Here is a 24,877-nt window from a genome sequence, read left to right on the forward strand (position 1 = left end):
ACATATACTAAAGGAAATATATGGCTCAGTTATTAAAAACTATTGACGAATATGTTACGAATGTTAGAAAAAAAACTACTATGTGGATAGTATTTAACACTATCTATAATGATGTTCACGCCTTTAACAAAAAACTTAATCCCAATGAATTAAATAAATACTTGAAAAAAGAATATACTGATTTAGAAGAACAAAAGAATTTTTTGGATTTTATGTCTACAGAGTTTCCTGATACAGTTATTGAACAAGTATTTGATTTAGCTAGTGCAAATTATCTAATGTATCCATATTTAGGTAGTTATGTAATTGACACTAATATAGGAAGTGATGTGTATAATGCATTGGCAGAAAAGTATGGAGATCCATATCAAGATCCAGTAAAAAACAATGCCGTTTTGTGGGTAATAGAGTACGAAGAAGCGCAAAAATTCCATAAAGATAGAGAAGAGATGGTCGATTCTGAGTTTTAGCTAAGGAGAATTAATAGATATGGGATACACATTACATGACAAGTTGGTGGTAGCAGTAAGTTCGAGAGCTTTGTTTAACTTGGAAGAGGAAAATAAAGTTTTTGAAGAAAAAGGTCTTGATGAGTATTATAAATATCAACTTGAAAACGAATCTAAACCATTAAAAAAAGGGACAGGATATAGGCTTGTAAAAAACTTACTAAATATCAATCAATATTTTGATACAAAAGAGCGTCAAGTAGAAGTAATCATTCTCTCAAAAAACAATGCTGCGACAAGTTTACGTATAACCAATGCTATAAATGAACTTGGTTTAGATATAGTGCGCTCAGGTTGGACAAGTGGAAATAGTATCTCTAATTATCTAAAAGCATTTAAAGTAGATCTGTTTTTAAGTGCAGATGATAACGATGTACTAAATGCTATAGAGAGTGGTGTAGCAGCCGCTAAGATATTACACTCTAATGATAATGTACATAACAGCCTAGGTGAACAAGTTCGTATAGCTTTTGATGGTGATTCAGTACTTTTTAGTGAAGAGTCAGAATTAATATTTAAAGAAAATGGTTTAGAAGCCTTTATAGAACATGAAAAACAAAACCGTGATAACCCTCTTAAAATGGGACCATTTGCTAAACTACTTTTAGTTATAGCAAGTATGCAAGAAAAGTTTCCTACTGAAAAATCCCCTATTAGAACAGCATTAGTAACAGCCAGAAGTGCACCTACTCATGAGAGAGTGATAAAAACACTTAATGTTTGGGGCGTAAGGATCGATGAGTCCTTCTTCTTAGGTGGAAGTGATAAGTATGAAATTTTAGAAGCTTTTGGAGCTGATATTTTTTTTGATGATCAAGATACTCATCTAACTCTTTCCTCCAAAGTTGTACCTAGTGCTAAAGTTCTTAACAAAAATATTATTTCGCATGAAAATAAGCAGTCATAAAGATGCAAAATGAAACCTTATTTAGATATAGATGAAGCATTTGGAATTATTGATGATAATGTAGGTTTTCAAAAGAAAATTCAGCACTATATAGATAACAATTTGATTGATATTCAAACAAAATATGGCTGGACTTTATTACATTATGCAGTTTGCTTTGAGGATATTGAAAAAACTATTTATCTTTTAGATACTGGAGCTGGTGTAAATGGTGTAGATAACGGTGGGTACTCACCATTACTTATTGCTAGTAAAGATAGATACTGTAATGAAATAGTAGATATATTAATCAAAAATGGTGCAGATATAAATATACAAGGTTCAGATTCCAAATCTATATTGTATTTTGCAATCGAGCAAAACAATATAGATTTATTAAACAAATTGATAAAAAATAATATAAATATAAATGAGAGATATAAAGACAATAAAACACCTTTATTTGTTGCTGTAAATTTTGGATACGTTAATATCGTAAAAATATTAATAGCAAATGGGGCTATATTGGATCTACAAGATAATCTTGGTTGGACACCTTTATATTTGGCTATTGAATATGATAATATAGCTATTGCAAATCTTTTAATAAAAAACGGTGCCAACCTACATATAGAAACAAGAATGGGAAATAATCCCATGGATATAGCTAAAACTAAAGGATATATTTTTAATTAACACCTTCTATCTTTCTGTGCACATAATTTTTAGTGTGTTGTACACACATTTTCCTAATACATCTAAATTATAACCACCTTCAAGCATAAAAACTTTTGGAACATTTGAAATATTGATAATTATTTCAACTATCTCTTTGATTCCATAATCGCTTATTTGTAAGAATGTCAGAGGATCGTCAATATGTAAATCATAACCTGCGGATACTAAAATAATATGTGGTTGAAATCTTTTTACCTCTTCTGTTAAGTTATTTTTGTAAATGCCTATTAGATCTTCATCCGTAGTATCACTTTTGAGTGGGAAATTTCGTGTGTAACCTTTTCCAAGTCCTTTACCGGAAGTATTTGATTTTCCACTACCCGGGAAAGAAAGATATTCATGTGTACTAAAATAGAATACTGTATCATCTTCATAAAAAATGTCTTGTGTACCATTGCCATGATGTGCATCAAAGTCAATAATTATTACTTTGCTATATCCTACTGACTGTGCGTAACGTGCTGCTATAGCAATATTGTTAAATAAACAAAATCCCATACTTTTATTTCTATTTGCGTGATGTCCAGGTGGTCTAACTGCACAAAAAGCATTTTTTATTTTATTTTCTCTTATTAATTCTATTGCTTTAATACCTGCACAAACTGCCATTAAAGCAGCATCAAAAGATTCTTTTGACACTTGTGTATCAATATCTATCTCTTCAGTTTTTTTGCATTTTTCTTCAATCATATATATGTGCTTTTTAGAATGAACAAGTTCTAATGTCTCAACAGGTGCTTTATCTGGCTTTATGATCAATAAGTTATTTTTTATTGGCTTTATTGCATTAAGAATTGATTTAAGTCTATTTACATTTTCAGGATGATTTTCACCTGTATTGTGATTTAAATACATCTCGTCATATATGAATGCTGTTTGTCGCATATATCTCCTTTTATAACTAATAATATAAGTATAAAACATAACCTGACAGCTTTATGTCTGTCAAGTTAAATGATATAAAGCAGACATAAAGTTGTCAGGTTATGTAAATAAAATTCTTCTAACTATTAAAGGAGAAAAAATGAAAAAAATAATAGCTTCAAGCGTACTAGCTACAATCTTATTAGTTGGCTGTAATGATATGCCTAGATATGAAGGTTCATACATTTGTAATGGTAAAGTTCCATTTAGCATTACAATAAAAGAAAATAAGATAAATGATAGTTTACCCATTTTAAACGTTAAAACCACTAAGTTTGAAAATGATAAAGGAATTGGTTATATTGATACACTAACTGTTAAGGATACAGATTCAAATAGAAATATAATTGTAAGAGTTGACTCGGCATCTGATAAACCTGTAAAACTTATTTGGAATCAAAATAGTGCAGACTTTGCAGTTTGTACACCAGTGAAAAATGACTAAATTTTCTATAGTTGTTTCTGTAATACTTAGAGTATATTACTCTAAGTAAATACATAAATTAAATTCTTGTTCAATAATCTGTAGGATTTGGAGTAAAAGTATAATTTTGTATTTTGCCAAAAAACATATCAATTGATATAATTTGTTTGTCTCTTTGAGTAACATGTAATTTAAAAGTATTGGTGACTTTTTAACTATTATTACAAGTTTTCACCCCAAAGAGCTTCATCTTGATATATCCATGAGGTGCATTTTGTACCTTGTGGTACTCATTTATCACATTTTATTTTTACAATTTGACAATCTTTTTTTATTCATTAAATTCATGGAAGCAATCTCCCTTACACCAGGGTTTTTATCAAGAAGAAGATTTAGTAGAATCTGAGTAGAAGAGTTCTGATTATTAGCTACTTCTATTCTTACAAAGTATGAATTATCAAGTACCAGTTCGTTTAATATCTCAAGAGGGATAGTTTTTGATCTTGCAATATCAGCTCTTATAAACTCATCTGCATCTGCGATAATTTTCTTTAATATTTTATTCTTCTTTGTCATCTTCAGACTTGCGTTTTTTGTCATATTCTTTTTTCCTGCTCGCAAGACCAAATGTGAAAAACACCAGAACAATCATAAAAAAATCAAACCACGTAAATTCAAAGTTAAAAACAAACTCCATACTCATTCCTTTATGATGATATAGTATAATCCTTATATGGAAACTTTCGATATCGTAAAACTTATTTTTTTCGCTGTAGCCGTGATTACAGTTACGTATTTTTCTTTCAAGCTAAAGAGGTGAAACTTAATTTGTATTGTTCAACGGTTATCTCGTTTTGAGAATATAAACTGCTAAACAACATTAGTATTAGAAATATTTTTTTCATGCTTTTACCTTTGATTGAGATAGGAGCAGTTTATATGAATTTTGAAGTTTTGACCAATTGGGAAATCTGGCAAAAATAAGTGCCAGATTTGTAGGTAAAGAAGATTAAATATCTTTGTCTAACTCTTGCATAGAGTAGTTATTAACTTTATAAAGGTTCTTTGTTTGGTTTGTGTTTAACACTTTGTAGCTGACTGAGAATCCGTAACTAGATTTTTGATTTTTTGAAGTGACTTTTAACATGTTGCTTGATGGAAAGGCAATTGATATTGTTTTTGTACTCATAGGAGCTATCTTTATTTTCTCTGCAGAAAGGCTGTCAACAACATCTTTCCCATAGTATCCGGCAATATTAACTACCTCTATGAAACCTTTAGTATTGTTAGATATTTTAAATGATTTGATAGCTTTGTTTTGGGTAGGTGAGTTTATCACCTCTATTTTAATATTCTTATCTTTTGATACGTATTTAGTTGGAATAAAACTATACTTTACTTCATCAATATTAAAAACAATCTCTGAGGGTATTTTTTCATACTGAATATTATCTGCTTCCTCAAAGCCAAACTGATATCTGTTATAGGATTTTGATTTGTTTACTAGAGTGAAACCTTTGTATATAAACTCTAGGTGACTGCTATTTTCTAGATATGACTTCATAGGAGTAAATGATCTGGTGTCAACAGCATTATGGTTTGAGCTTAGTTGCATTAATAAGTTTTTGTCAAGAGTATCTGTTTTATCAATAAATACTTTTTTTGCATTTTGCAAATTCTTAAACTGTTTATCATGCTCCAGGTAAGTATGTTTATATTTTGAAAAACCAATCAAAGCACCGTTATAATATTTTTGAAGATTATTTTGGTAGTCATTAATATAGCGAATAAAGCTATTTCCAATAGTATATGGATGTTTAGAATAGTTGTAGCTTTTATCAATCATCTCAAGAGTATTATATTTATCATCAACTTTAAACTGGTATTGATAAACACTAGGCTTTTTACCGCCATAATCATATCTTCTTGTTATTGTAGAATATTTCACCGAAACCTTGGCTCTTGGCTCTTTATTAGCAAAAGGTTTTATCCTATATAGGTCTTTCATAGTTTTTTCTAAGAGCAAGTTTTTTTCACCACGTGTTACATTGTTTACTTTCTCAGTAAGTTTTACCTTAAATGGCTTTGGCGGTTCTCCCATACATCCAGTTAAACTTAGACTGAGTAGTGCAGCACAAACACTTCCTAAAATGGTAAGTTTTAAATTTTTCATGTACAACCTTCTTGTTATTATTTAACTATAACTAACTATAGTTAGTTGTGTCAAAATTATTTCAAAAATATACTTATGGTTATATTAACTATAGGTGGTTATTTAGTGAAAGAGTGTTCGATTTCAGATGAAAATATGAATGAAATCTATAAAACAATTGGCAAAAATGTTAAACGAATCAGAAAAGACAAAGGTGTGTCACAATTGGTTCTTGCTCTTGCGATTGGTCACAAAGCAGTAGGTACGGTATCTATGGCAGAGCTTTGCATAAATGGTAAACATTTTAATATTGAACATCTTTACAAGATAGCAGATGTGCTTGAAGTGGATGTATGTGAGTTCTTCAAAGATACTTGAGAATACTTTTTATCTTCATTTTTTTTAATATTAGATTATTGATTTTTTTTCGATTTGGACAAGATTTAATTTTTAGGTTAGTATTTTTCTAAGAATTAAATTTTAGGAGTCCATTATGCAAAATGACACTTTAATACTTATAACTATTGTATCTATCGTCTGTCTTATAATAATCACAGGAACTACTGTATATATTTTAAAACAAAAGCTCAAAGCAAATAATATCAACAATATATCCAGAGAATATTTTAATGATCAGGTTGATGAGATTGAATGGGAGTATGACAGAAAATGTATGGCTTACAAGATACTGCTTAGTACAACTTTGATTACTGCATTGTGTTTTGCTGTATCTTTGTATATATACTTTAGCGGTAACAAATTTTATATATTTCACATAGCTACTCTTGTTTCATTAATTATGACTACATACTACAATTACCTAAACCGTGAAGCATTGCTACAGCCTATACAAAGTAAAAGACTTTAAAATGATAAGTAAATTTATTGAAGTAATGGACAAGCTCTCAAACATTACAAGTTTAAAAAATGAATACAAGTTTCATTGGTCAAGAGCACCATTGACACTATTTTTCTGTATCAGTGTAGTATATTTATATCCAAAACAGGATATAAACACTTTAGCGGATTATATGCCAACTTTATACACCTTTATAATAGCTATTATTTCTAGCGCAAGTCTGGCTAAAAGACGCTAGATCTTAGACTTATTCTTTTTATTTAACAGAATTTTCATAACTGCTATACCAATTGACTCAGTTGGTTCATTATATTCAACATATCAGAGATATTGCTCATAGACATCGTTACAAAAAATACGATACTGCTTTCTTTTATAACCTTCATACTAGCTCCTTTAGTTTTAGTTTGTAGAGTAATTTTATGATGAATTTTGAAGGTTGTCCAATTTGAAAAAAAGAGTATTGTTTTAAGGAAGATATGTTTTGTTTAAGCCAAATATATATTGCCTCATCTTCATCAAGAGCAAGTAGAATTCTGAAAGAAAATGTATTATTTTTACGAAAAATCACCTGATCAAAACAACCTTCACTGTCTTGATAAATTATTACAGCGTTGTGAAGACCATTAAATATACTTTTAAGATCAAAAAGTACAGCTTGCATATCGTTTGTAAGGCTTCGGTTGCCCCTGTTCAAATCATACATAAAAATAAAGATTTCATCGTTGATTATTTTAGCTTCATATTCAACATCAGCTCTAGGTAATCCTGTGTATGTTTTTGTTTTTAATAATGGCATATTTCTCTTTTTTTAATTAATAAATTTCTAATTAAATCATCAAAAAATATAGCTAAAAAAATGCAGTAGTGCAAAGTTAATGTAAGAAGTATAAAGTAAAAGCGTTTTTAAGCACTATATATTCTAATATAAAAAATATGTTTTTTCTATAGCAAGAAAATAATAGCTGCAGATTTAATTTGTATGATACAGTTCAATTATTTAATTTTAAAATAAATCTATAAGGAGAATAAAATGAATAACAATAGGTTCTACACAGTTGAAAGAGATGGACATAAATTAAATGTCAGACATCTGGTTAGTAATCACATGAATGGTTTCTATTATACTTATAAATTCAAGATGAGATGGTATCGATTCATATCGTGTACTTTTTGGAGAGAAAAACACAACTGTTCACAAAATCAAGTCTTTGAGTGACAAGTTTTATAACAGTTATATTTGCTCCATATGTAAGAGGTTTTTGAATTGAATAATGTTAAATTTATAGGGGACATTCCAAATTATTTAAATGTAATTGTGGTGTTTTTAGATAAAATAGCTAATATTTTACAAACATAGGTATATAACATGCGAAAAATCCCATTTACAGTATCAGCTAGAACAGCGAGATTAATTGGTAGAGAAAATATTGCCTCATCTAAAGGCGCTATTGTTGAGCTAGTAAAAAACTGTTATGATGCAGATAGTCCTATTGCCATAATATATTTTAAAAGAATAATTGAAACTGTTATTGAAAAAGAAATTATAGATGGAAAAGAAGTAGACGTAGAAAATAAAGTTGATAAAAGTGAGTTGTTTATTATTGATGCTGGTGAAGGTATGACGGAGCAAATAATAAAAAAACATTGGATGACTATAGGAACTAATAATAAAGAATCAGATTTTTTTACAAAAAGTGGAAGAGTCAAAGCTGGAGCTAAAGGAATAGGACGATTTGCATTAGATAAACTTGGTGATAAATGTGAGATGATTACAAAGTTTAATCCTAAAGTCCATAAAGATGTGGATGACAATGGTCAAGATACAAACTTTAAGGCTTATCAATGGGAAGTAGATTGGACTGACTTTGAAGGTGCTGGAAAAACTATTGATCAAGTTAGTGCGACATTGATTGGTGCAGAAGAATTAGATTTAAAAGATTATTTATTAAATGAAATTAATGATGAAAATATTAAGAATGTAATACAAAACTATAGTTTTGAATATGGGACCATATTTAAAATTAGTAGTTTAAGAGATGAGTGGGAAGACTTTTATGTAGAACAGGTTTTTAATGATTTAGAAGTATTAGTTCCCCCAAAAGAACAAAATACTTTTGAGTTATATCTTTATAGTAGTGAAAATCCAAATGAATATGGACAACTGATAGGTTCTATTTGCGATGATTATGATTATAAATTAGTTGCAAAAGCAGATGAAAATCAAAAAGTATCTATTCGAATATACAGAGAAGAGTATGACTTAGAAAGAATAAATCCAAAACTATTTGATTATCAAGAAATGAAGGAAGATAAATTTACATTAAAGTCATTTCAAAAAGGTTATTGGGATAAAGAAACTACATTTTCTAAATTATTACCAGGTTATGAAGAAGTTGATGCAAAGAATAACTTAGGAAATATTGGAACTTTTGAGTTTACATTATATTTTATGAAAAAAGATTATCTGACAAAAGATATTGAAAAGTTTTTTTATAAAAAATTCAATTCTAATGAACGTAAAGCTTGGCTTGACAAATTTGGTGGAATAAAAATTTTTAGAGATGACTTTAGAGTACGTCCTTATGGAGAATCTAAAGATAGTGCTTTTGATTGGTTAGGATTAGGTGGTATAAAAAGTAAAAGTCCTGCTCCAATAGCACATAAGTCAAGAGGCTGGAAAGTTGGACCATCACATATATCAGGTGCGATTAATATATCCAGAATAGGAAATATTAATTTTCAAGATAAATCAAGTAGAGAGGGTTTACAAGAGAATGAAAGCTTCAAAATATTTAAAGAAATAATTATATCTATAATAAAAGTTTTTGAAAAAGACCGTGCACAAATTGCATATATGATGAATAAATTAGACTATGATGTCAACTTTGATAGAAGACAACAAGAGGAAGCAGACAAATTAGCAAAAAGAATATTAGAAGAACAAGAGAGACGAAGAAAAAACAATAAGTCAGGCACAGAAGAAGATTCTGAAAAAATTCAATTGGCACAGTCTAATAAAGATAAAGATGCAAAAATTGAAAAGTTAGAAGATGAGCAAAAAACACTTAGAGGTATGGCGAGTAGTGGTATTGTTATAGCTTCATTTACTCATGAACTTGGTAATTTAAATGAAAAGTTACAAAGTAGAATGGAAAAATTAAAACAGTTATTTGCAAGGAAAGTTTCTGAAGATACATTTCAAGATGTACAAGATTATATGAATCCTTATATATTGATGGAAGAAATGCAAAAACAAGATAATAAATTAAGTAACTGGTTAAAGTTTTCATTGGCATCAGCAAGAAGAGATAAAAGAAAAAGAAAAAAAATAAACTTAATAAATTATTTTGAAAATTTTAAAAATTCTTGGGAATCAGTACTCCAACATAGACATATTACTTTTAAACTTAATATATTAAAAAAAGACTTATATGAAATGAGATTTTTTGAAATAGATATAGATAGTATTTACAATAATTTATTAGTTAATTCAATTGAAGCTATGTCAAAAGAGAAAACAAGAGAGATTACAATTAGTTTAAATTCAAATGACAAAGAAATAATTATTGACTATACTGATACTGGAAAAGGCTTATCAAAGGACATAGAAAATCCATATGATATATTTGAACCTTTATATACTACAAAAAGAAATAAACATACTGGTGAGGTAATTGGTACAGGTTTAGGAATGTGGATTATAAAAACGATTGTAAAAGATTATGATGGTAGTTATAGTTTAGTATATCCAAAAAATGGTGGGTTTGGATTAAGAATCTCATTTATTAAAAAATATTTAAATAGGAGTTAGCATGGATTATAGAATATTGTATATTGATGAAGTTCAAGGCGATAGACATGATTTTCAAAGTTATGTTGAACTAAATAGTGATGAAGGAAAATTTCAAGTAGATGCAATAGAACCGGAAGAGAATCTAGAAGAGTTTATTGAAAAAATAAATAATGAGAACTATGATGCAATTATTACAGATCATCAATTAGGGGAAGAAAAACCATCTATTCAGTATGATGGGGTAGAATTAGTTCAAGCCTTTTTAAAAGTTAGGTTGGATTATCCTTGTTTCATTTTAACTGGATGGGAAGATGATGCTATTAGAGATGGCTATGATGTGAATATTGTTTATCCTAAAGGCATAAAAAGTATAACAAGAAGTAATGTTGATAAACATCAAGCTGTTTTTATAGATAAGATTGAAAATCAAATAAAACACCATAAAGATAAGATTTCTGCATTAGAGTCTGAATATAAAGAATTGCTAAATAAAGAGACATTAGATTCTTTTGAAGATGACAGATTAGTTGAATTAGATACTATGATTGAGAAGATGACAAATCAAAGTTCTTCTATCCCGAAAGACCTAAAAAAAAGAAATAATTTAGATGAGTTGCATAAAATGATTAATAATACGGATACTCTTATTGAAAGATTAAAAGGGTTATAGTCATGACATACTCAATACAAGAAAAAAAACCGGAAAGAGACTACACTGGGACAAAGTATAACACTTATGGTGCATATAAACCTTATCTAAGAGAAAATTTCAATAAGAGGTGTGGTTATTGTGATGGACTAGATGTTTATGCTGGAGGATCGCAAGGATTTCAAATTGACCATTTTAAGCCAAAAAAACTTTTTCCTGATTTAGAAACAGAGTATGAAAATTTAGTTTACTCTTGTCCTTATTGCAATAGGTCAAAATGGGATTACTGGAGGGATGATAAAGGTTTTATAGACCCTTGTAGTGATTTATATAGTGAAACATTATATAGAAATGATAAAGGACAAATTAAATATTATGATGGTTGTGAGCAAGGTGAGTATATACACCAAAAACTCAAATTAGATTTAAGACGACATGAGTTAATATGGATTATAGAAAAGCTTAAAAAACAAAGCGATGATCTTGATGCTCTATCTGACAGTTTAGGAGAAGACCATCCAGAAGAGTTAACTATATTAAGAGAATTCAAAAATGTACAAAAAGAAATTAAAAAATATACAAATCTTTTTTATGACGAGATATAGTTGAATCAGTCAATATATAATTATTTAAAAAATTATGATAATAATGTCGATTCAATAAATAGGCTTTTAGCATCTGCTTTTGTTAATGTTAAAAATATTAGAATAAAGCATAATCAATATATAAAAAGTTTAATAATTACAGAAAATTGTCAAAATGAATATAATAATCTTCAAGAGTTTATTAAGTTAATAAAGAGAGTAGATAAAGAGTTTTGTTTTGAAGAACTTCTTGAGCTTTTTGAATTTGTTATTTCTCCTTCCGATAAGCTTGTTAATGGCGCAATTTATACTCCAGAAAATATTAGAAAATATATAACTAAACAATCATTTAACGAACTATCCAATAAATCTATTAATGAAATAAAGATAGCTGATATTGCTTGTGGCTGTGGAGGATTTTTAATAGATGCTAGTCTTGAACTCAGACAAAAAACAAATAAATCTTTTAAACAAATTTTTCAGGAAAATATTTTTGGCCTAGATATTCAAAAATATAGTATTGAAAGAACAGAAATATTACTTTCTCTGTTGGCGATTATTCATGGTGAAGATGAAATACAATTTAATTTCAATTTATATGCTGCTGATTCATTAGAGTTTGAATGGAAAAAAGAAGATGAACAAATTAAAAAGAATGGTGGTTTTGATTTAATATTAGGTAATCCTCCTTATGTTTGTTCAAGAAATATGGATAATAAAACAAAAGAACTTATGAAAAAATGGAGTACAAGTAAAACTGGACATCCTGATTTATATATTCCATTTTTTGAAATAGGTCATAAATTATTGACAAATAATGGTGTCTTAGGCTTTATAACTGTAAATACATTTATGAATAGTGTAAATGGTCGAGCTATAAGAGAATACTTTAGTGAAGAAAAAGTACTCTTAAAAATAATAGATTTTAAAGATGAACAGATATTTAAGTCAAGAATGACATATACGTGTATATGTTTATTGGAAAAGAAGGTATCAGATTTTGTGTATTATACCAGTACCAAGGAAGTAAATTTACAAGATGTTTCAACGCTAGAATTTAACAAAGATAGTTATGAAAGTTTAGATACTCAAAAGGGATGGAGTTTAAAGAATAGTCAGTTAGTAACAAGATTAGAATCCATAGGAAGACCATTTGGAAAAATATATAACACTAAAAGTGGTATAGCCACATTAAAAAATCATGTGTATATTTTTAAATCAATTAAAGAAGATAAAAAATATTTTTATATGGAAGATGGAACAGCTATAGAAAAAGATGTATGTAAAGAAATTATAAATTCAAATAACTTAAATAGATATGATGATATTGATAATTTGAAAGAAAAAATTATTTTCCCTTATACCCATAATAAAAATAATCAAGCAGTTATTATTGAAGAAGAAATATTCTCATTGAAATTTCCTAAAGCATATGCTTATCTACTTACAAAAAAAGAATTACTAGCGACTAGAGATAAGGGAAATGGAAAATATCCTGTTTGGTATGCATTTGGTAGAACACAATCCCTAGATAAGATTAAGCACAAATTATTTTTTCCACAGCTTGTTAAACAAGGCTTTAAAGCTGTATTGAATAGTGATGAGAACTTGTACTTTTATAATGGAATGGCAGCATATTCAGAAAATAAAAGAAACTTACATATACTTCAAAAGCTTATAGTCTCAAGTGTGGCATGGAGTTATATAGAAAATAAATGTAAACATTATGCATCAGGATATTTTGGATTAGGGAAAAATTATTTAAAAGACTTTGGAATATATGATTTTACTGAAAAAGAAGTGAAATTTTTACTTGCTAAAATAAATTATGAGGAACTTGATAATTTTATTACATCCAAATATACAACTTAATAATGTATTTAAAATATACCGTCAACAAAATCTCGATCACTATCTTTACTAAGTTTTGCATAGCGTTCTGTCATCTTTATGTCACTATGATTCATTAGTTTTTGGATCGTATATATAGTGTAAGCATCCCCTCAATCTATACCATAAAACATGTTCAGACCACGCTACTTCAAAAGTATATGAAGTATCAGTTAAAGGCAGTTCTCTTCCAAGTCATCCAACAGGTATATGTATGGGATATATATGTGAATAATACAATGGATGGATACAGAAGAAAATCTCAGCAGACATATCAAATGCCAATATAGTTATAGGGAGACCTATAATGTGTCAATAAATTATACGGAGTAGTTATTAAACTTCTCTGTATTTAAGTTACTCTTTTTTACCTTCTATGTAATTGGTGATTGTATCTTTTATGTTTGTAACTCAATTTGTAGTTAATGGAAAAGATGGGGAATTATTATATAATGAACTTAGATATGTTTTTGGTGAGCCATTTGATGTTGCTGTTGACTTACATGTCGAAATAAAACAGCTAAAAGTTAGAGATAGATTAATGGTGGCTAATTAGAGTACATTAAAATTGTTCCTTTACAAAAAAATTTCAATCCAACGTATATATATACGATAATTACTCTTATGAGCAATGGTTAAAAACTGATAGTATCAAAGAGTTAAACTCAAACTTTTTTACAAAATTAGTGATGAACCACTTTAGACCATTTATAGTGGAGGATTGTTCTATTCTTATTACAAGTAGCTATCTCGTCACCAGATATAGAACTGATATAACATAATAATTTGTAAAATAAAAAAACTACAAAAGAACTTATTGTGAAAATATCCATTACCATGGGCAATACCTCCATTAACTTATTATATATAAATACCTTAACCTCGCAATCTGTCCGTAGACGAGCATTTATTTGTTAATTGTAAGAGTTCTATAGGTGACTAAGACCGAGGTCTTAAATTGTATCATTCTTTTGTATTTTTTTTAATAAATTCTGAATATAACTTAGGGTGTGGAATTCATTGGTTGTAATATTCGCAAGTTCTGGTAAGTTTTCAATTAAAAAATTTTCTCCAAATTCAGATACTAAAACTTCAATTGAAATTGTATTTAATAAACCTTTCTTTCTATGTAAAACTTTAGATCTTCTAATATAATCATTAGCTCTGAGACTTTCAATAGTATAAAGTAATTCTTGATTAAAATTTTTACTATCAGGCACTTTATCTAAAAATGTACTATTAGTTAGATTCCTTTCAGGAATGATAGGTTTTAATTTTGTACTAAATATTTTGCAATTATAAAATTTACAACCCCTTAATTTTGTATTCTTAAAACTAGAAGATATAATAATTGTATTCTCAAAAGTTGCATTTGTTAAATTACATTTATTAAACAATGTTCCTTGCAATAAACATCCGTTAAAGGTAGATCCGTAAAAACTACAAATCTTAAATTTAGTACCGATAAATGAAGTACCTGAAAAAATAGCTTCAGAAAAATTTGCATTAAAACTAGAGGATTTATTAAAGTTCTTGTATAAAAAATTCCTTCCTCTTCTATCTAAAAACTTATAGCTAAATGCTTTTTTATTTTTATCATTTGTGGACAATTGCTTATTCCTGGAAGATTATATTTTATGAGCGAGCTTATTCTTTTTTAATTCTATCTTTATATTCCTGAACTACGACTTTCAAAATAGTTTACAAATTTTAAATACTTCATACATTCAGAAATATTTTTAACTGTTCCATTGATTTTTCTGGAAATAAAGCTTACCACTGTTCTAATTTATCACTCTCATCATTAACTTGGGACTATCCATCTTCAAAAATGTATCCAACATAAGGTTTTTGTGTATTATTTAGTTTTTCATGTACGTAAGTTCCATATCTTTCTGTAACAATTGAATTTTGCGTATTCATATCAAAGTAATATCTTCTAAACGTATTGCCGATTTAATGCGAAGAAATGTTAAAAATTCATGAAACCTGAAGATTGTTAAACATTACTTAGACCGTTTAAATACTGTGCCAAAATTGTTCCAAAAATAGCAAAATTTGGCTAAAATTGAAAAATATTGATTGTTAGAAAAGCCATATTTATGGGTATTTGTAGTTTTTTATAGGTATGTAAATACAATCCTCTCATCCGCACCATCCATTTATAAATCAACAAACATTTTTTCTAAAACTTTCAACCATAAATATGCTATCATTTAGTATGTTTAAAAAATTTAAAAACAATAGCTTGATCCTTTTCTTCATACGTTTGATAGGGGTATTTATCATCGTAACTTTCTTAGGTTTTGTAGGTATTTATAAATATTACGAACATGAGCAGGCCAAAGAGATTGATGTTATTATTAACAAAGGTCTTCAAGCATATGCAACAGAAATGATGGTTATCAGCTCTTTAGAAAAAGAACTCGAAGAACTCTCAAAAAAAACACAAAGCCAAATAGACTCTGGAGAATTGTTACGCATAGAGCTTATAGATAGTAACAAAAAGACTTTACTAAACAAAAGTACCTCTCTACCTTCTTATATAGAAGAGATGTTTGAGAGTTTGAGCATTGAACAAAATAAAAAAGCATCTTATCATATGATCCCAATGAATAACGGTGCAGTCGCATTAATTTTTACAAAATTATTACATATAGAACATATGCCAGATTTACAGATTAAAATAGCTTTGCCTATCTCTAAAGAGACTATAGAGTCTATGAGAAATAAAATGCGAGATGTATTTATAAGTATTTCGATTATTTTACTACTCGTTGTATTTGCCATATTTCCTATTATATACCGTCAGTATCGTGATTTGAAAGACACTGAAGAGAGGCTTCTATCTAGTAATATTGATACTATTTTAGCACTTGGGAATGCTATTGCACTTCGTGACAGCGATACAAATGCTCATAACTATAGAGTTACTTACTACACAATTAGAATAGCAGAGGTTTTAAAAGTACCTAAAGATACTTTTGTGTCTTTAATTAACGGAGCATTGTTACATGATATAGGTAAAATAGGTATCACCGATACAATATTACTAAAACCGGGTCCACTCAATGAAACAGAATTCAAACAGATGCAGCAGCATGTTGAACTAGGTGTTGAGATGCTTACACCGCTTAGTTGGTTATATGATGCAATACCTATAATAAAAGAACATCATGAAAAATATGACGGTAGTGGTTATCCTCATGGACTAAAGGGAGAAGAGATTAGTTTAGTAGCTCGTATTTTTGCCGTGGCAGATGTTTTTGATGCTCTTTGTTCAAACCGTCCTTATAAAGAAGCTTTTACTTTAGAGAGAAGTTTAGAGTTGCTCCGTGAAGGTTCAGGAACACATTTTGATCCTTTAGTACTTGAAGCATTTTATACAATTGCTACAGAAGTTCACTTGGAAATGACAACAAAAAATGAAACAGAACTTTTAACACTTCTTACTGCTTATTTAGAGAGTTATTGGCATAGAATGTTGTAATCATATACAGTTCTTTTAACTCATTTACTCTAATATATTGTATAATTTTATACTCCAAACGGTTAATTCAACCGCTCAGAGTCAAGTGTAAGTTTGGCTGTGTTTAGTAACTACTACTAAACGTTTTATCCATTAGGATTTTTTTATTATTGTTGAGGACAAAATGAAAGTTTCTGACATTAGATTGGAAATGGAAGTAGCGAATGTTGATGAGGCTGATATAGCTGAAATCCTTGAACTGTATGAATCTAAAGGTTTAACTCTGAATATGATAGATGAAGAGTTAGAAAAAAAAGGTTACAATGCAGTTTTTAGCGTAGATTATGATTCATACGATGACTACGATGATTTTGATGACTGGGATGATGAGTATAGTTCAGTAGAGAAGTTCCCTAGCAAACAAAATTATAAATAAAACATTTTGATTCAGCCAATAAACACAACCAATTTGTGTTGTTGGTGAGAATCTATATAAAAAAATCACCTTTCCTGTTAAAAATAATAATTAATATATCGAATTTTTAAACATTATGAGAGTATAATATTTGTATAGAAAAGGGAATCTTATGAATCAATGTAACTCTATAGAATGGTCTGAACTTTATACTCTTGGGGATGAAAAAGTAGATTCAGAGCATAAAAAATTATTTGAATTAGCAAAAAGTATTGAAGAAAATAGGGGTAGTATTAACTTCAAAAATACAATAGAAGAGTTAGTAAGTTATACTAAGGTTCACTTTGCCAATGAAGAGAAGTATATGGGTACTTTTCAGTATAACAAGCTTCCAGAACACAAAAAAATACATAAAGCCATTGTGGCAAACCTGCAAAATATAATTAGCACTTTTAATTCTTCAGATGATGAGCAAACCTATAATAAAATTTTAGACTTTGTAAAAAACGGTCTAGTTCAGCATATTATGATAGAGGATAAAAAAGTTCAACATTTTAAACGAGATATCAAAGTATTGAGAAATATGTTTACTTGGAAGGATGATTATTTACTAGAAAATAAAGAGATTGACGATGATCACCAAAAATTATTTATGATAGCATTTAAAGCTTTTTCACATGAAGACAAAGAAGAACCTAAGAAGCATATAAAGGGAGTGATCTTAGAGTTAAACCAATATATGAAAGAACATTTTAGTAGAGAAGAAGATTTTATGGACTCTATAGGGTATCCTCTGCTTGAAGAGCATAAAGCTTTACATGAAAGAATAATAGATCAAATTAACGAACTTTTGCATAGGATTCCAACTATGTCACTTGTTGAGTTTGAAAGAGAACTTCTGGCATCAATAGATATATGGCTGGTAAATCATATAATACATGAAGATCACAAAATTATATGCTATTTAAAAGAACAAGAAAATGCAATAGACTTGGATGATTTAGATAATATGGATGAAAATATAAACTCAATTAGAGATATAGATGCTGCTAAGAGAGTTTAGGGTTATTTAGCCAAAAATATTGCTAACCATACAGCTGGATTTGAAGTATATACTACTTTGTGTTTTTGATGAGCATCTATGTACAGAGAATCACCTTTTGAAAGTTTATATTTTGTTCCATCATCATATTCTATTTCAGCATTTCCATCTAAAATAATCACAAATTCATCTTCGTCTTGATCGTACCAAAAATCTTTAGGTGATACTTGTCCATAAGAGATTATTCTTTCAATTCTTACACTCTCATTTTTAGCTATAGTTTCGAAAATTTCTTCTTTGGAAGAGTTTGGAATATCTTGTAAAAAGCTATAAAATTTTTGCTTCATTATAAACTCCTATAGAGATTTAATAAGGTTAAATCCATCTTCACATCTGCCTAGGTATCCAGTCCCAAAAAGGTTGTAGTGGTTTAGATAGTGGTAAAGATTATAAAGCACCTCTTTTGTAGTATAGTGTTTCGAAAGAGGGTACTCTTTTTCATAAGCATTGTAAAAATTGTTATCAAACCCTCCAAACATATGAGTCATTGCCAAGTCTACTTCCCTGTCCCCATAATATACTGCCGGGTCTATTAAGTATGCTTCATTAGAGTCAAACATAACATTTCCGCTCCATAGATCTCCATGCACAAGACTAGGGTGTTTTGTATTTTCATTTAAAAAGCTTTCTAGCTTTTTGCTGTGCAAATCTAAAACCTCATGAAAATGATCTTTTATATCTGTGTCTTGAATAAGAGATACTTGAAAGCCAAGTCTATACTCAACAAAAAAACTTCCCCAATTATCTGAAAGAGTATTTTTTTGAGGATTCAGTCCTATGTAGTTGTCTTGGTTATATCCATAGTGCTCATACACTTGTTTATGCATCTTTGCAAGCATTTTTCCAAGGATTGATGAGGTCTCTTTAGTTGAAGGACAAGATTGGATCATCTCAATATTTAATACATCTTCATCAAAATTATATATTTTTGGTATTAGCAGTTTGTCTTGAAATTTTAGTGCTTTTGAGAGTGCATTTAAACCATCTACTTCTTTTAGTAGAGAGTCTTTAAATTGTGTTTGATTCTTTTTTTTAAAGAAAGCTTCCATGATCGTAATTACAGACTTTTATCGTGTATCTCTTTTACGATATCTAGCTGTCTTAAAGAGATATAGTTATTTATAACAGATTCGTCTTGCATACTGTAAAAACACTCTATAATGATTTTATAATTGTCTTCATTCTCTACAATTTTCATTATTTTTCCAGGAGAGTTTATTTTATGTATTTCATCTTTTAAATAAAGTTCAATGTAAACTTTGACTTCTAAACCAACTTCTAAAAAGTCCAAGTCTGTGCAAAGAAGAGAAAGAGTTTTAGAATTTAAATCTATAAGTGTAGTTGTCACGGCTTTGTCTTCATAAATTATAGTAGCTTGTATATTCTCTTCCGCTTTTATACGAAAATATTTCCTAATTATAGGTGACTCTTTGCTCTCTTTAAAATTATGTAGAGTAATAGTTTTATTTTCTTTATCTATATCTTTTATTTTAGCTTTTATATTATCTAGGTTAGGAAGTTTAAAGTATATATTTTTATTTGGTTCAATAGATATAAGTTGTTTTTTTGAAGTACGCACTTTGACACAACAGTTATCTGAATATACTATCTCATTGGAACTTAGTATTGGTAACTCTTTATAATAAGTTGTCATATCTACACATTTTGATTTTTCTAAAAGAGATATAAACTTCTCTTGATTTTCAAGTAGTTCTGACTCATGGACATTGTCAAAATCAGTCACTATGGCATTGTCTTTTAGTTTTTTTGCTTTTTCTACTAAGCTTAAAGCATGACGAAGGGAGTGGTTTACGTTTTCAGAGTAATCGAAACATGAAAGTGCAAAATTAACCCTTTCACCAATCTTATTTAACTCAACAAAGAGCTTATTGCACCAGTCGTAACTATCTTGCTGGTCCTCTACAGGAAGTAATATTGCAAATATCGTATCATGTAAGTGTGCTGCATAGCTATCGCTGCAGATATTTTTTTGGATGACTTTTGCAGCTTTTAGAACTATTTTATTGTATTGTGAAACTGTTATTGATTCCTCTTTTGACTTTAAACTGTCTATATCTATTACAGCAAGTGCTGATCTTTTATAAACATTTTCTAGTTTGGAAACTTCTTCATGTAAAATATTCTCAAACTTTATATAGTTATACATACCTGTTAACTTATCTACTTCGAGGTCTTTTTTTAACTTACTGTTTTGATCGATGAACGTTGAGACATTGTTGAAGCTTATGATGTACTTCTCTTCATCGTTATCAGGTAAAAGTGTAACTCTACCGTTATATGTAAAAACTTTTTCCATCTTATAGTTGAAAGCATTTACATTAAAAGAGTTGTTGTTTTCACATATATCTTTTAACCAATCATCAATGTTTCCAATACAGTAGTTCTTTTTATTATGATTGTTTTCATCTTTAATATGGTCTGCATGCTTTTTATAAAACTCTTTTATACTTGAGCTGTTTGTTAGTTCTAGAAAAGCCTTGTTAGCCATAACTATTTTTCCATCTTTTACAATGATGATTTTGTTGTATATAAAGTTAATTATTTGAGATACTTGTTTGTATTTAATATCTTTCTCTTGAGATTTTATAATACGTTCTTGTTGTCTTTTATATAGATCAGTAAAGATGTCTAAAACACCTGAAAGGTTAGCATCAAATATATCTGCTAATTCATTCATTATCTCTATGCTGTTTTCGCCATTTAAGTTTTTCTCAAAAATGTATGTTAGTAGCATTTTTCTAAAACCCATACATATATTAAAAACTTCTTTAGGGTTTATAGCTTTATCTAGAAGATAGTTTACGAGCTTGCTCATAATAGGGCAGTCTCCCGCCATTTGCTCCTCTCTAACTACAGCGATAAAGTATTCAATAATTTGTACACCAAAATTGTCTTTGAATTTATTAGTTGAGATTTTGCGGTTTTTTAAAACAGATACTACAGAAGGTACCTCTATCCATTTAGCAGCAATTTCAAATCTACCTTCTTCGATAGAATCTATAATGCGTAAAAGATTTGGAGCTACAATCTGTTTATCCATCATGTTTATACTAGCCTTTTTAGGAGTAGTTTAAGTAGGATTAAATGTAACTACAACAATAATCAGTTACAGTCTTAATCTTTAAATCAAATGAAGAGTTAGCCGGTACATTGAAACTCTCAGGTGTGTTAAGCTTTTTAAAATCACTCTCACCAGGTAGTCTGATCTCAAGTTCACCACTCATCATCTCCATGATCTCAGCTTTACCAGTGTTAAAAGTATACTCACCAGGCAGCATTACACCTAGGCTTTGCTCACTACCATCTGCTAAATAGATAGTACGGCTAGTTACTTTACCGTCATAGTAGATATTTGCTTCTTTTTTTATTGTTATGTTTTCTAAATTCATTTAAAATCCTTTATTTTATTACACTAAGAACTATTTCCTTAGCTTCGTTTTGAATTGTAGCTAAATGTTCAGTAGATACAAAACTTTCAGCATATATCTTGTAAATATCTTCAGTCCCAGAAGGACGTGCTGCAAACCAACCGTTTTTAGTTACAACTTTTAGCCCGCCTATAGCCTGGTCATTTCCAGGTGCATTTGTAAATATACCGGTGATCTCTTCACCTGCTAATGTTTTAGAAGTTATATCACTTGGACTTAGTTTTTTTAGTTTTGCTTTTTGCTCACTAGAAGCCGCTGCATCGCTTCTCTCATAATATGCTACTCCAAACTGATTTTCTAGTTCTTTGTATATCTCAGATGGATCTTTTTTTAGTTTAGCTGTAATTTCGTAAGCTAAAAGATTCATTATGATCCCGTCTTTATCAGTTGACCATACGCTTCCGTCTTTTCTTAAGTATGAAGCTCCGGCACTTTCTTCACCACCAAAACCAAGGTAGCCTTTGATCATTCCATCAACGAACCATTTAAACCCTACAGGTACTTCGAAAATCTCTTTTCCTATGGACTCAGCCACGCGATCGATCATTGAGCTTGATACTAATGTTTTTCCTATCTTTAGATCTTTATTCCAGCCTTCACGATTTTGAAAAAGATACCAAATTGCAACTGAGAGATAGTGGTTAGGATTCATAAGTCCTGTTTTTGTAACGATTCCATGACGGTCAAAGTCAGGATCGTTTGCGAAAGCCAAGTCGTACTTGTCTTTTAGAGATACTAGCGAAGTCATAGCATAAGGCGATGAACAATCCATTCTAACTTTCCCGTCATGATCACAAGACATAAAGCTAAATGTTTTGTCTACTCTGTCATTAACTATATCAAGTCCGAGTCCGTAGATCTCGTTGATCTTTTTATAAACCTCTATACCTGAACCACCAAGAGGATCTACACCAACTTTTAGGTCACTCTCTTGAAGAAGTTTCATATCTACGATCTCATCTAGTGCTTTTACATATGGAGTTATAAAGTCAAACTTGATTACAGAGTTGATGGCAGTATTCTCATCAATAGTTTTTACACCCTCTAAGTTGTTAGCTATATACTCGTTAGCCTTACTTTCAATTATGCTTGTTACATCAGTGTCTGCAGGTCCTCCATTGATGGCATTATATTTAAATCCGCCGTCTTCAGGAGGGTTGTGCGATGGAGTGATAACTACACCATCACAAAGTTTATCCGAAGTTTTATTTGCTTCAATTACTGTAAATGAAAGCACAGGTGTCGGAGTATATCCGTTATGCTCTGCTATGGCACACTCAATGCCGTTGGCAACAAAAACTCTTAGAGCACTAAGTTGTGCAGGAGTTGATAGTGCATGAGTGTCTTTTGCGATATAAAGGGTACCGTCTATATTGTTTTGCTTGCGGTAATCACTTAAAGCTTGAGCTATCGCAAAGATATGTGTTTCATTAAAAGAGTTTTTAAATGAACTTCCACGATGCCCCGATGTTCCAAATACAACTTTTTGCTCTTCTATATTAATGTCGGGCTTATTATTGTAATATGCGTCTGTTAGCTGATCTACATCAATAAGATCTTTTTTATCTACTATTTTTCCTGCTTTTGTATTTGCCAAATTTAATCTCCAAAAAAGTTTGTAAAATTATATCAAAACCATATTTTACTGTTTGATTATAACTTTGTTTCTTCCGCTGTTTTTTGCCTCATATAAACACTGATCGGCAATTTGGATCATATCTTCTATTGAATCTAATAACCCATAGTATAAACCTATAGATACGGTGTATGAAAACTCTATATCTTTAACCTTAATAATGTTTTTTTCAAATTCCAGTCTAAGTGTTTCCATCATGTTCTGAAGATCTTTTAGCTCTAAATATTCTAATAAAAGACAAAACTCTTCACCACCAAACCTTGCAACAATACTTGAAGTTGTAAGTACTTTTTGAAGAATACATACCATCTCTTTTAAAGCTATATCACCGACATCATGACCGTACTCATCATTTATTTTTTTAAAATGGTCAATATCTAACATGGCAACAGCTAAATTTTCATGTTTTTGTTTGGCTTTTGAGAGTTTACTAGGTGAATTTTCAAAGAAATAGCGGCGGTTGTATAGACCCGTTAGGAAATCTTTGTTCGCATTATCTTTGATCTTTTTAAAGAGGTCTATAAGTTCAAGGTTAAGGTTTACCCTAGATGAGAATTCCTCAAACGTAAACGGTTTGTGTACAAAGTCGTTTGCCCCGTGACGCAAAAATTTTGTAGCTAAAGATCTGCCTGAAGCACTAACGGCAATTATTCCAAGTTGGTCTTTTGAATATTTTTCTCTGAGTTTTGTCGTTAGTTCCATACCGTTCATTATATCCATATCATTGTCGGTTATTATAAGCGATAAATTATTTTTACACTGTTCTATTTTTTCCAATGCTTCTTGGCCGTTTGTTGCTTCAACAACATTGATATTTAACTTTTCAAGATATGTCTTCATCAGTTTTCTGGAACTTTTAGAGTCATCTACGATCATCACATGTGTTTGCTTGTTTTTCAAAACGCGCTCAACTACCGTAGCTACATATTTTATAGTTTCTGGATCGCTTTTAGTTATATACTCAACTATATCTTTTTTAGTGATGATCTTTTTTGAAGTTTGGTTCATTCCCGCAGTTAAAACTACTACGGGAATACCGTGTTTTATTGTCAGATCGATAGCTTCACCGTTTTGTGCATCTGGTAAATTTATATCTACTATAGCTACATCAAAGTGATTTTCCTTGAGTAGTTTTTTTGTCTCTTGTAATGTATATGATGACGAGATCTCTACATTTAATTTTTGTAAAAGTACATCTTTAACTAGTACCTGTATAAATTTACTATCATCTACTAATAAAACGTTTGTCACTAACTAGAACTCCTTAAGGTCCTCTTCATCAAGAGGGAAGACGTCATCAGCGTCTTGAGCAGGTTTAGCCTTTTTAGGTACAGGTTTAGCTGCTATTTTTTTAGGGGCAGGTCTAGAAGATCTATTAGAATCAACATGATGAGA

Annotated in this window: 25 protein-coding genes; 14 read left to right on the plus strand and 11 right to left on the minus strand. The window is 29.7% G+C overall.

Translation table 11 applies throughout. From position 1 onward, the window contains the following. Nucleotides 1–20: 20 nt before the first annotated feature. From ABZA65_RS07365 to ABZA65_RS07375, 3 genes are read left to right on the plus strand one after another with little or no spacing between them, the layout of a single operon-like run. A complete protein-coding gene (locus tag ABZA65_RS07365; protein WP_373072202.1) occupies nucleotides 21–470 on the plus strand; it encodes a hypothetical protein in 450 nt (149 codons plus the stop codon). A 19-nt stretch (nucleotides 471–489) separates the two neighbouring features. After that, a complete protein-coding gene (locus ABZA65_RS07370; protein ID WP_373072203.1) occupies nucleotides 490–1,416 on the plus strand; it encodes a 5'-nucleotidase in 927 nt (308 codons plus the stop codon). Nucleotides 1,417–1,425: 9 nt separating this feature from the next. Continuing rightward, nucleotides 1,426–2,091 (plus strand): ankyrin repeat domain-containing protein, encoded by a 666-nt coding sequence (locus tag ABZA65_RS07375; protein ID WP_373072204.1) that lies wholly within the window; start codon nucleotides 1,426–1,428, stop codon nucleotides 2,089–2,091. 6 nt (nucleotides 2,092–2,097) lie between these two features. Here ABZA65_RS07375 and ABZA65_RS07380 read toward each other — a convergent pair whose 3' ends face one another. Next, nucleotides 2,098–3,018, minus strand: coding sequence for a histone deacetylase (locus ABZA65_RS07380; protein WP_373072206.1), 921 nt, complete (start codon nucleotides 3,016–3,018; stop codon nucleotides 2,098–2,100). Nucleotides 3,019–3,157: 139 nt separating this feature from the next. On the opposite strand from ABZA65_RS07380, the gene ABZA65_RS07385 reads away from it, so the two are divergent. Then, on the plus strand, nucleotides 3,158–3,502 hold the full coding sequence (locus tag ABZA65_RS07385; protein ID WP_373072208.1) for a hypothetical protein: 345 nt from the start codon (nucleotides 3,158–3,160) through the stop codon (nucleotides 3,500–3,502). A gap of 276 nt (nucleotides 3,503–3,778) precedes the next feature. Here the strand turns inward: ABZA65_RS07385 and ABZA65_RS07390 are convergent, their stop codons facing one another. Both ABZA65_RS07390 and ABZA65_RS07395 read right to left on the minus strand, forming a co-directional pair. Continuing rightward, entirely contained in the window at nucleotides 3,779–4,081 is a 303-nt protein-coding gene (locus tag ABZA65_RS07390) for a hypothetical protein (protein ID WP_373072210.1), read from the minus strand. A gap of 409 nt (nucleotides 4,082–4,490) precedes the next feature. Beyond that, nucleotides 4,491–5,654, minus strand: coding sequence for a hypothetical protein (locus tag ABZA65_RS07395; RefSeq protein WP_373072212.1), 1,164 nt, complete (start codon nucleotides 5,652–5,654; stop codon nucleotides 4,491–4,493). A 105-nt stretch (nucleotides 5,655–5,759) separates the two neighbouring features. On the opposite strand from ABZA65_RS07395, the gene ABZA65_RS07400 reads away from it, so the two are divergent. Continuing rightward, the gene (locus tag ABZA65_RS07400; RefSeq protein WP_373072214.1) at nucleotides 5,760–6,011 is read left to right on the plus strand and encodes a helix-turn-helix domain-containing protein; all 252 of its coding nucleotides are present in this window, start codon (nucleotides 5,760–5,762) and stop codon (nucleotides 6,009–6,011) included. 115 nt (nucleotides 6,012–6,126) lie between these two features. Next, on the plus strand, nucleotides 6,127–6,501 hold the full coding sequence (locus ABZA65_RS07405; RefSeq protein ID WP_373072216.1) for a hypothetical protein: 375 nt from the start codon (nucleotides 6,127–6,129) through the stop codon (nucleotides 6,499–6,501). A gap of 373 nt (nucleotides 6,502–6,874) precedes the next feature. On the opposite strand, the gene ABZA65_RS07410 is transcribed toward ABZA65_RS07405, so the two are convergent. Continuing rightward, a complete protein-coding gene (locus tag ABZA65_RS07410) occupies nucleotides 6,875–7,291 on the minus strand; it encodes a hypothetical protein (RefSeq protein WP_373072218.1) in 417 nt (138 codons plus the stop codon). 570 nt (nucleotides 7,292–7,861) lie between these two features. Between ABZA65_RS07410 and ABZA65_RS07415 the strand changes: the two genes are divergently transcribed. The 5 genes from ABZA65_RS07415 to ABZA65_RS07435 all read left to right on the plus strand — a co-directional run bounded on the left by ABZA65_RS07415 (nucleotide 7,862) and on the right by ABZA65_RS07435 (nucleotide 13,967). Beyond that, entirely contained in the window at nucleotides 7,862–10,306 is a 2,445-nt protein-coding gene (locus tag ABZA65_RS07415; RefSeq protein WP_373072219.1) for an ATP-binding protein, read from the plus strand. A gap of 1 nt (nucleotide 10,307) precedes the next feature. Continuing rightward, on the plus strand, nucleotides 10,308–10,958 hold the full coding sequence (locus tag ABZA65_RS07420; protein ID WP_373072221.1) for a hypothetical protein: 651 nt from the start codon (nucleotides 10,308–10,310) through the stop codon (nucleotides 10,956–10,958). A gap of 2 nt (nucleotides 10,959–10,960) precedes the next feature. Beyond that, nucleotides 10,961–11,542: an HNH endonuclease gene (locus ABZA65_RS07425; RefSeq protein ID WP_373072223.1), complete on the plus strand. Its 582-nt coding sequence runs from the start codon at nucleotides 10,961–10,963 to the stop codon at nucleotides 11,540–11,542. Then, nucleotides 11,543–13,393: a class I SAM-dependent DNA methyltransferase gene (locus ABZA65_RS07430; protein ID WP_373072225.1), complete on the plus strand. Its 1,851-nt coding sequence runs from the start codon at nucleotides 11,543–11,545 to the stop codon at nucleotides 13,391–13,393. A gap of 418 nt (nucleotides 13,394–13,811) precedes the next feature. Continuing rightward, entirely contained in the window at nucleotides 13,812–13,967 is a 156-nt protein-coding gene (locus ABZA65_RS07435) for a hypothetical protein (RefSeq protein WP_373072227.1), read from the plus strand. Between the two features lie 397 nt (nucleotides 13,968–14,364). On the opposite strand, the gene ABZA65_RS07440 is transcribed toward ABZA65_RS07435, so the two are convergent. Continuing rightward, nucleotides 14,365–15,021, minus strand: coding sequence for a pentapeptide repeat-containing protein (locus ABZA65_RS07440; protein ID WP_373072229.1), 657 nt, complete (start codon nucleotides 15,019–15,021; stop codon nucleotides 14,365–14,367). Between the two features lie 611 nt (nucleotides 15,022–15,632). On the opposite strand from ABZA65_RS07440, the gene ABZA65_RS07445 reads away from it, so the two are divergent. The 3 genes from ABZA65_RS07445 (at nucleotide 15,633) to ABZA65_RS07455 (ending at nucleotide 18,358) form a co-directional block, all read left to right on the plus strand. Continuing rightward, nucleotides 15,633–16,901 carry an HD-GYP domain-containing protein gene (locus ABZA65_RS07445; RefSeq protein ID WP_373072231.1) on the plus strand — a complete coding sequence of 423 codons (1,269 nt, stop codon included), beginning with the start codon at nucleotides 15,633–15,635 and terminating at the stop codon, nucleotides 16,899–16,901. A gap of 163 nt (nucleotides 16,902–17,064) precedes the next feature. After that, complete coding sequence (locus tag ABZA65_RS07450; protein ID WP_373072233.1) at nucleotides 17,065–17,316, plus strand: hypothetical protein; 252 nt, start codon at nucleotides 17,065–17,067, stop codon at nucleotides 17,314–17,316. Between the two features lie 151 nt (nucleotides 17,317–17,467). Next, entirely contained in the window at nucleotides 17,468–18,358 is an 891-nt protein-coding gene (locus ABZA65_RS07455; protein WP_373072235.1) for a bacteriohemerythrin, read from the plus strand. A 2-nt stretch (nucleotides 18,359–18,360) separates the two neighbouring features. On the opposite strand, the gene ABZA65_RS07460 is transcribed toward ABZA65_RS07455, so the two are convergent. Genes ABZA65_RS07460 through ABZA65_RS07485 form a run of 6 tightly spaced genes read right to left on the minus strand, consistent with a single transcriptional unit; the run spans nucleotide 18,361 to nucleotide 24,733 of the window. Beyond that, nucleotides 18,361–18,684 carry a cupin domain-containing protein gene (locus tag ABZA65_RS07460; RefSeq protein ID WP_373072237.1) on the minus strand — a complete coding sequence of 108 codons (324 nt, stop codon included), beginning with the start codon at nucleotides 18,682–18,684 and terminating at the stop codon, nucleotides 18,361–18,363. A 9-nt stretch (nucleotides 18,685–18,693) separates the two neighbouring features. Next, a complete protein-coding gene (locus ABZA65_RS07465; RefSeq protein ID WP_373072239.1) occupies nucleotides 18,694–19,446 on the minus strand; it encodes a fructosamine kinase family protein in 753 nt (250 codons plus the stop codon). Between the two features lie 8 nt (nucleotides 19,447–19,454). Further along, nucleotides 19,455–21,458, minus strand: coding sequence for a diguanylate cyclase domain-containing protein (locus ABZA65_RS07470; protein ID WP_373072241.1), 2,004 nt, complete (start codon nucleotides 21,456–21,458; stop codon nucleotides 19,455–19,457). A 40-nt stretch (nucleotides 21,459–21,498) separates the two neighbouring features. Next, nucleotides 21,499–21,807 carry a pyrimidine/purine nucleoside phosphorylase gene (locus ABZA65_RS07475; protein WP_373072243.1) on the minus strand — a complete coding sequence of 103 codons (309 nt, stop codon included), beginning with the start codon at nucleotides 21,805–21,807 and terminating at the stop codon, nucleotides 21,499–21,501. A gap of 10 nt (nucleotides 21,808–21,817) precedes the next feature. After that, nucleotides 21,818–23,443 (minus strand): phosphoglucomutase (alpha-D-glucose-1,6-bisphosphate-dependent), encoded by a 1,626-nt coding sequence (gene pgm, locus ABZA65_RS07480; RefSeq protein WP_373072245.1) that lies wholly within the window; start codon nucleotides 23,441–23,443, stop codon nucleotides 21,818–21,820. 45 nt (nucleotides 23,444–23,488) lie between these two features. Next, complete coding sequence (locus ABZA65_RS07485) at nucleotides 23,489–24,733, minus strand: diguanylate cyclase (protein WP_373072247.1); 1,245 nt, start codon at nucleotides 24,731–24,733, stop codon at nucleotides 23,489–23,491. Nucleotides 24,734–24,877 lie beyond the last annotated feature (144 nt).

This window comes from Sulfurimonas sp., assembly GCF_041583195.1.
GTDB lineage: Bacteria > Campylobacterota > Campylobacteria > Campylobacterales > Sulfurimonadaceae > Sulfurimonas.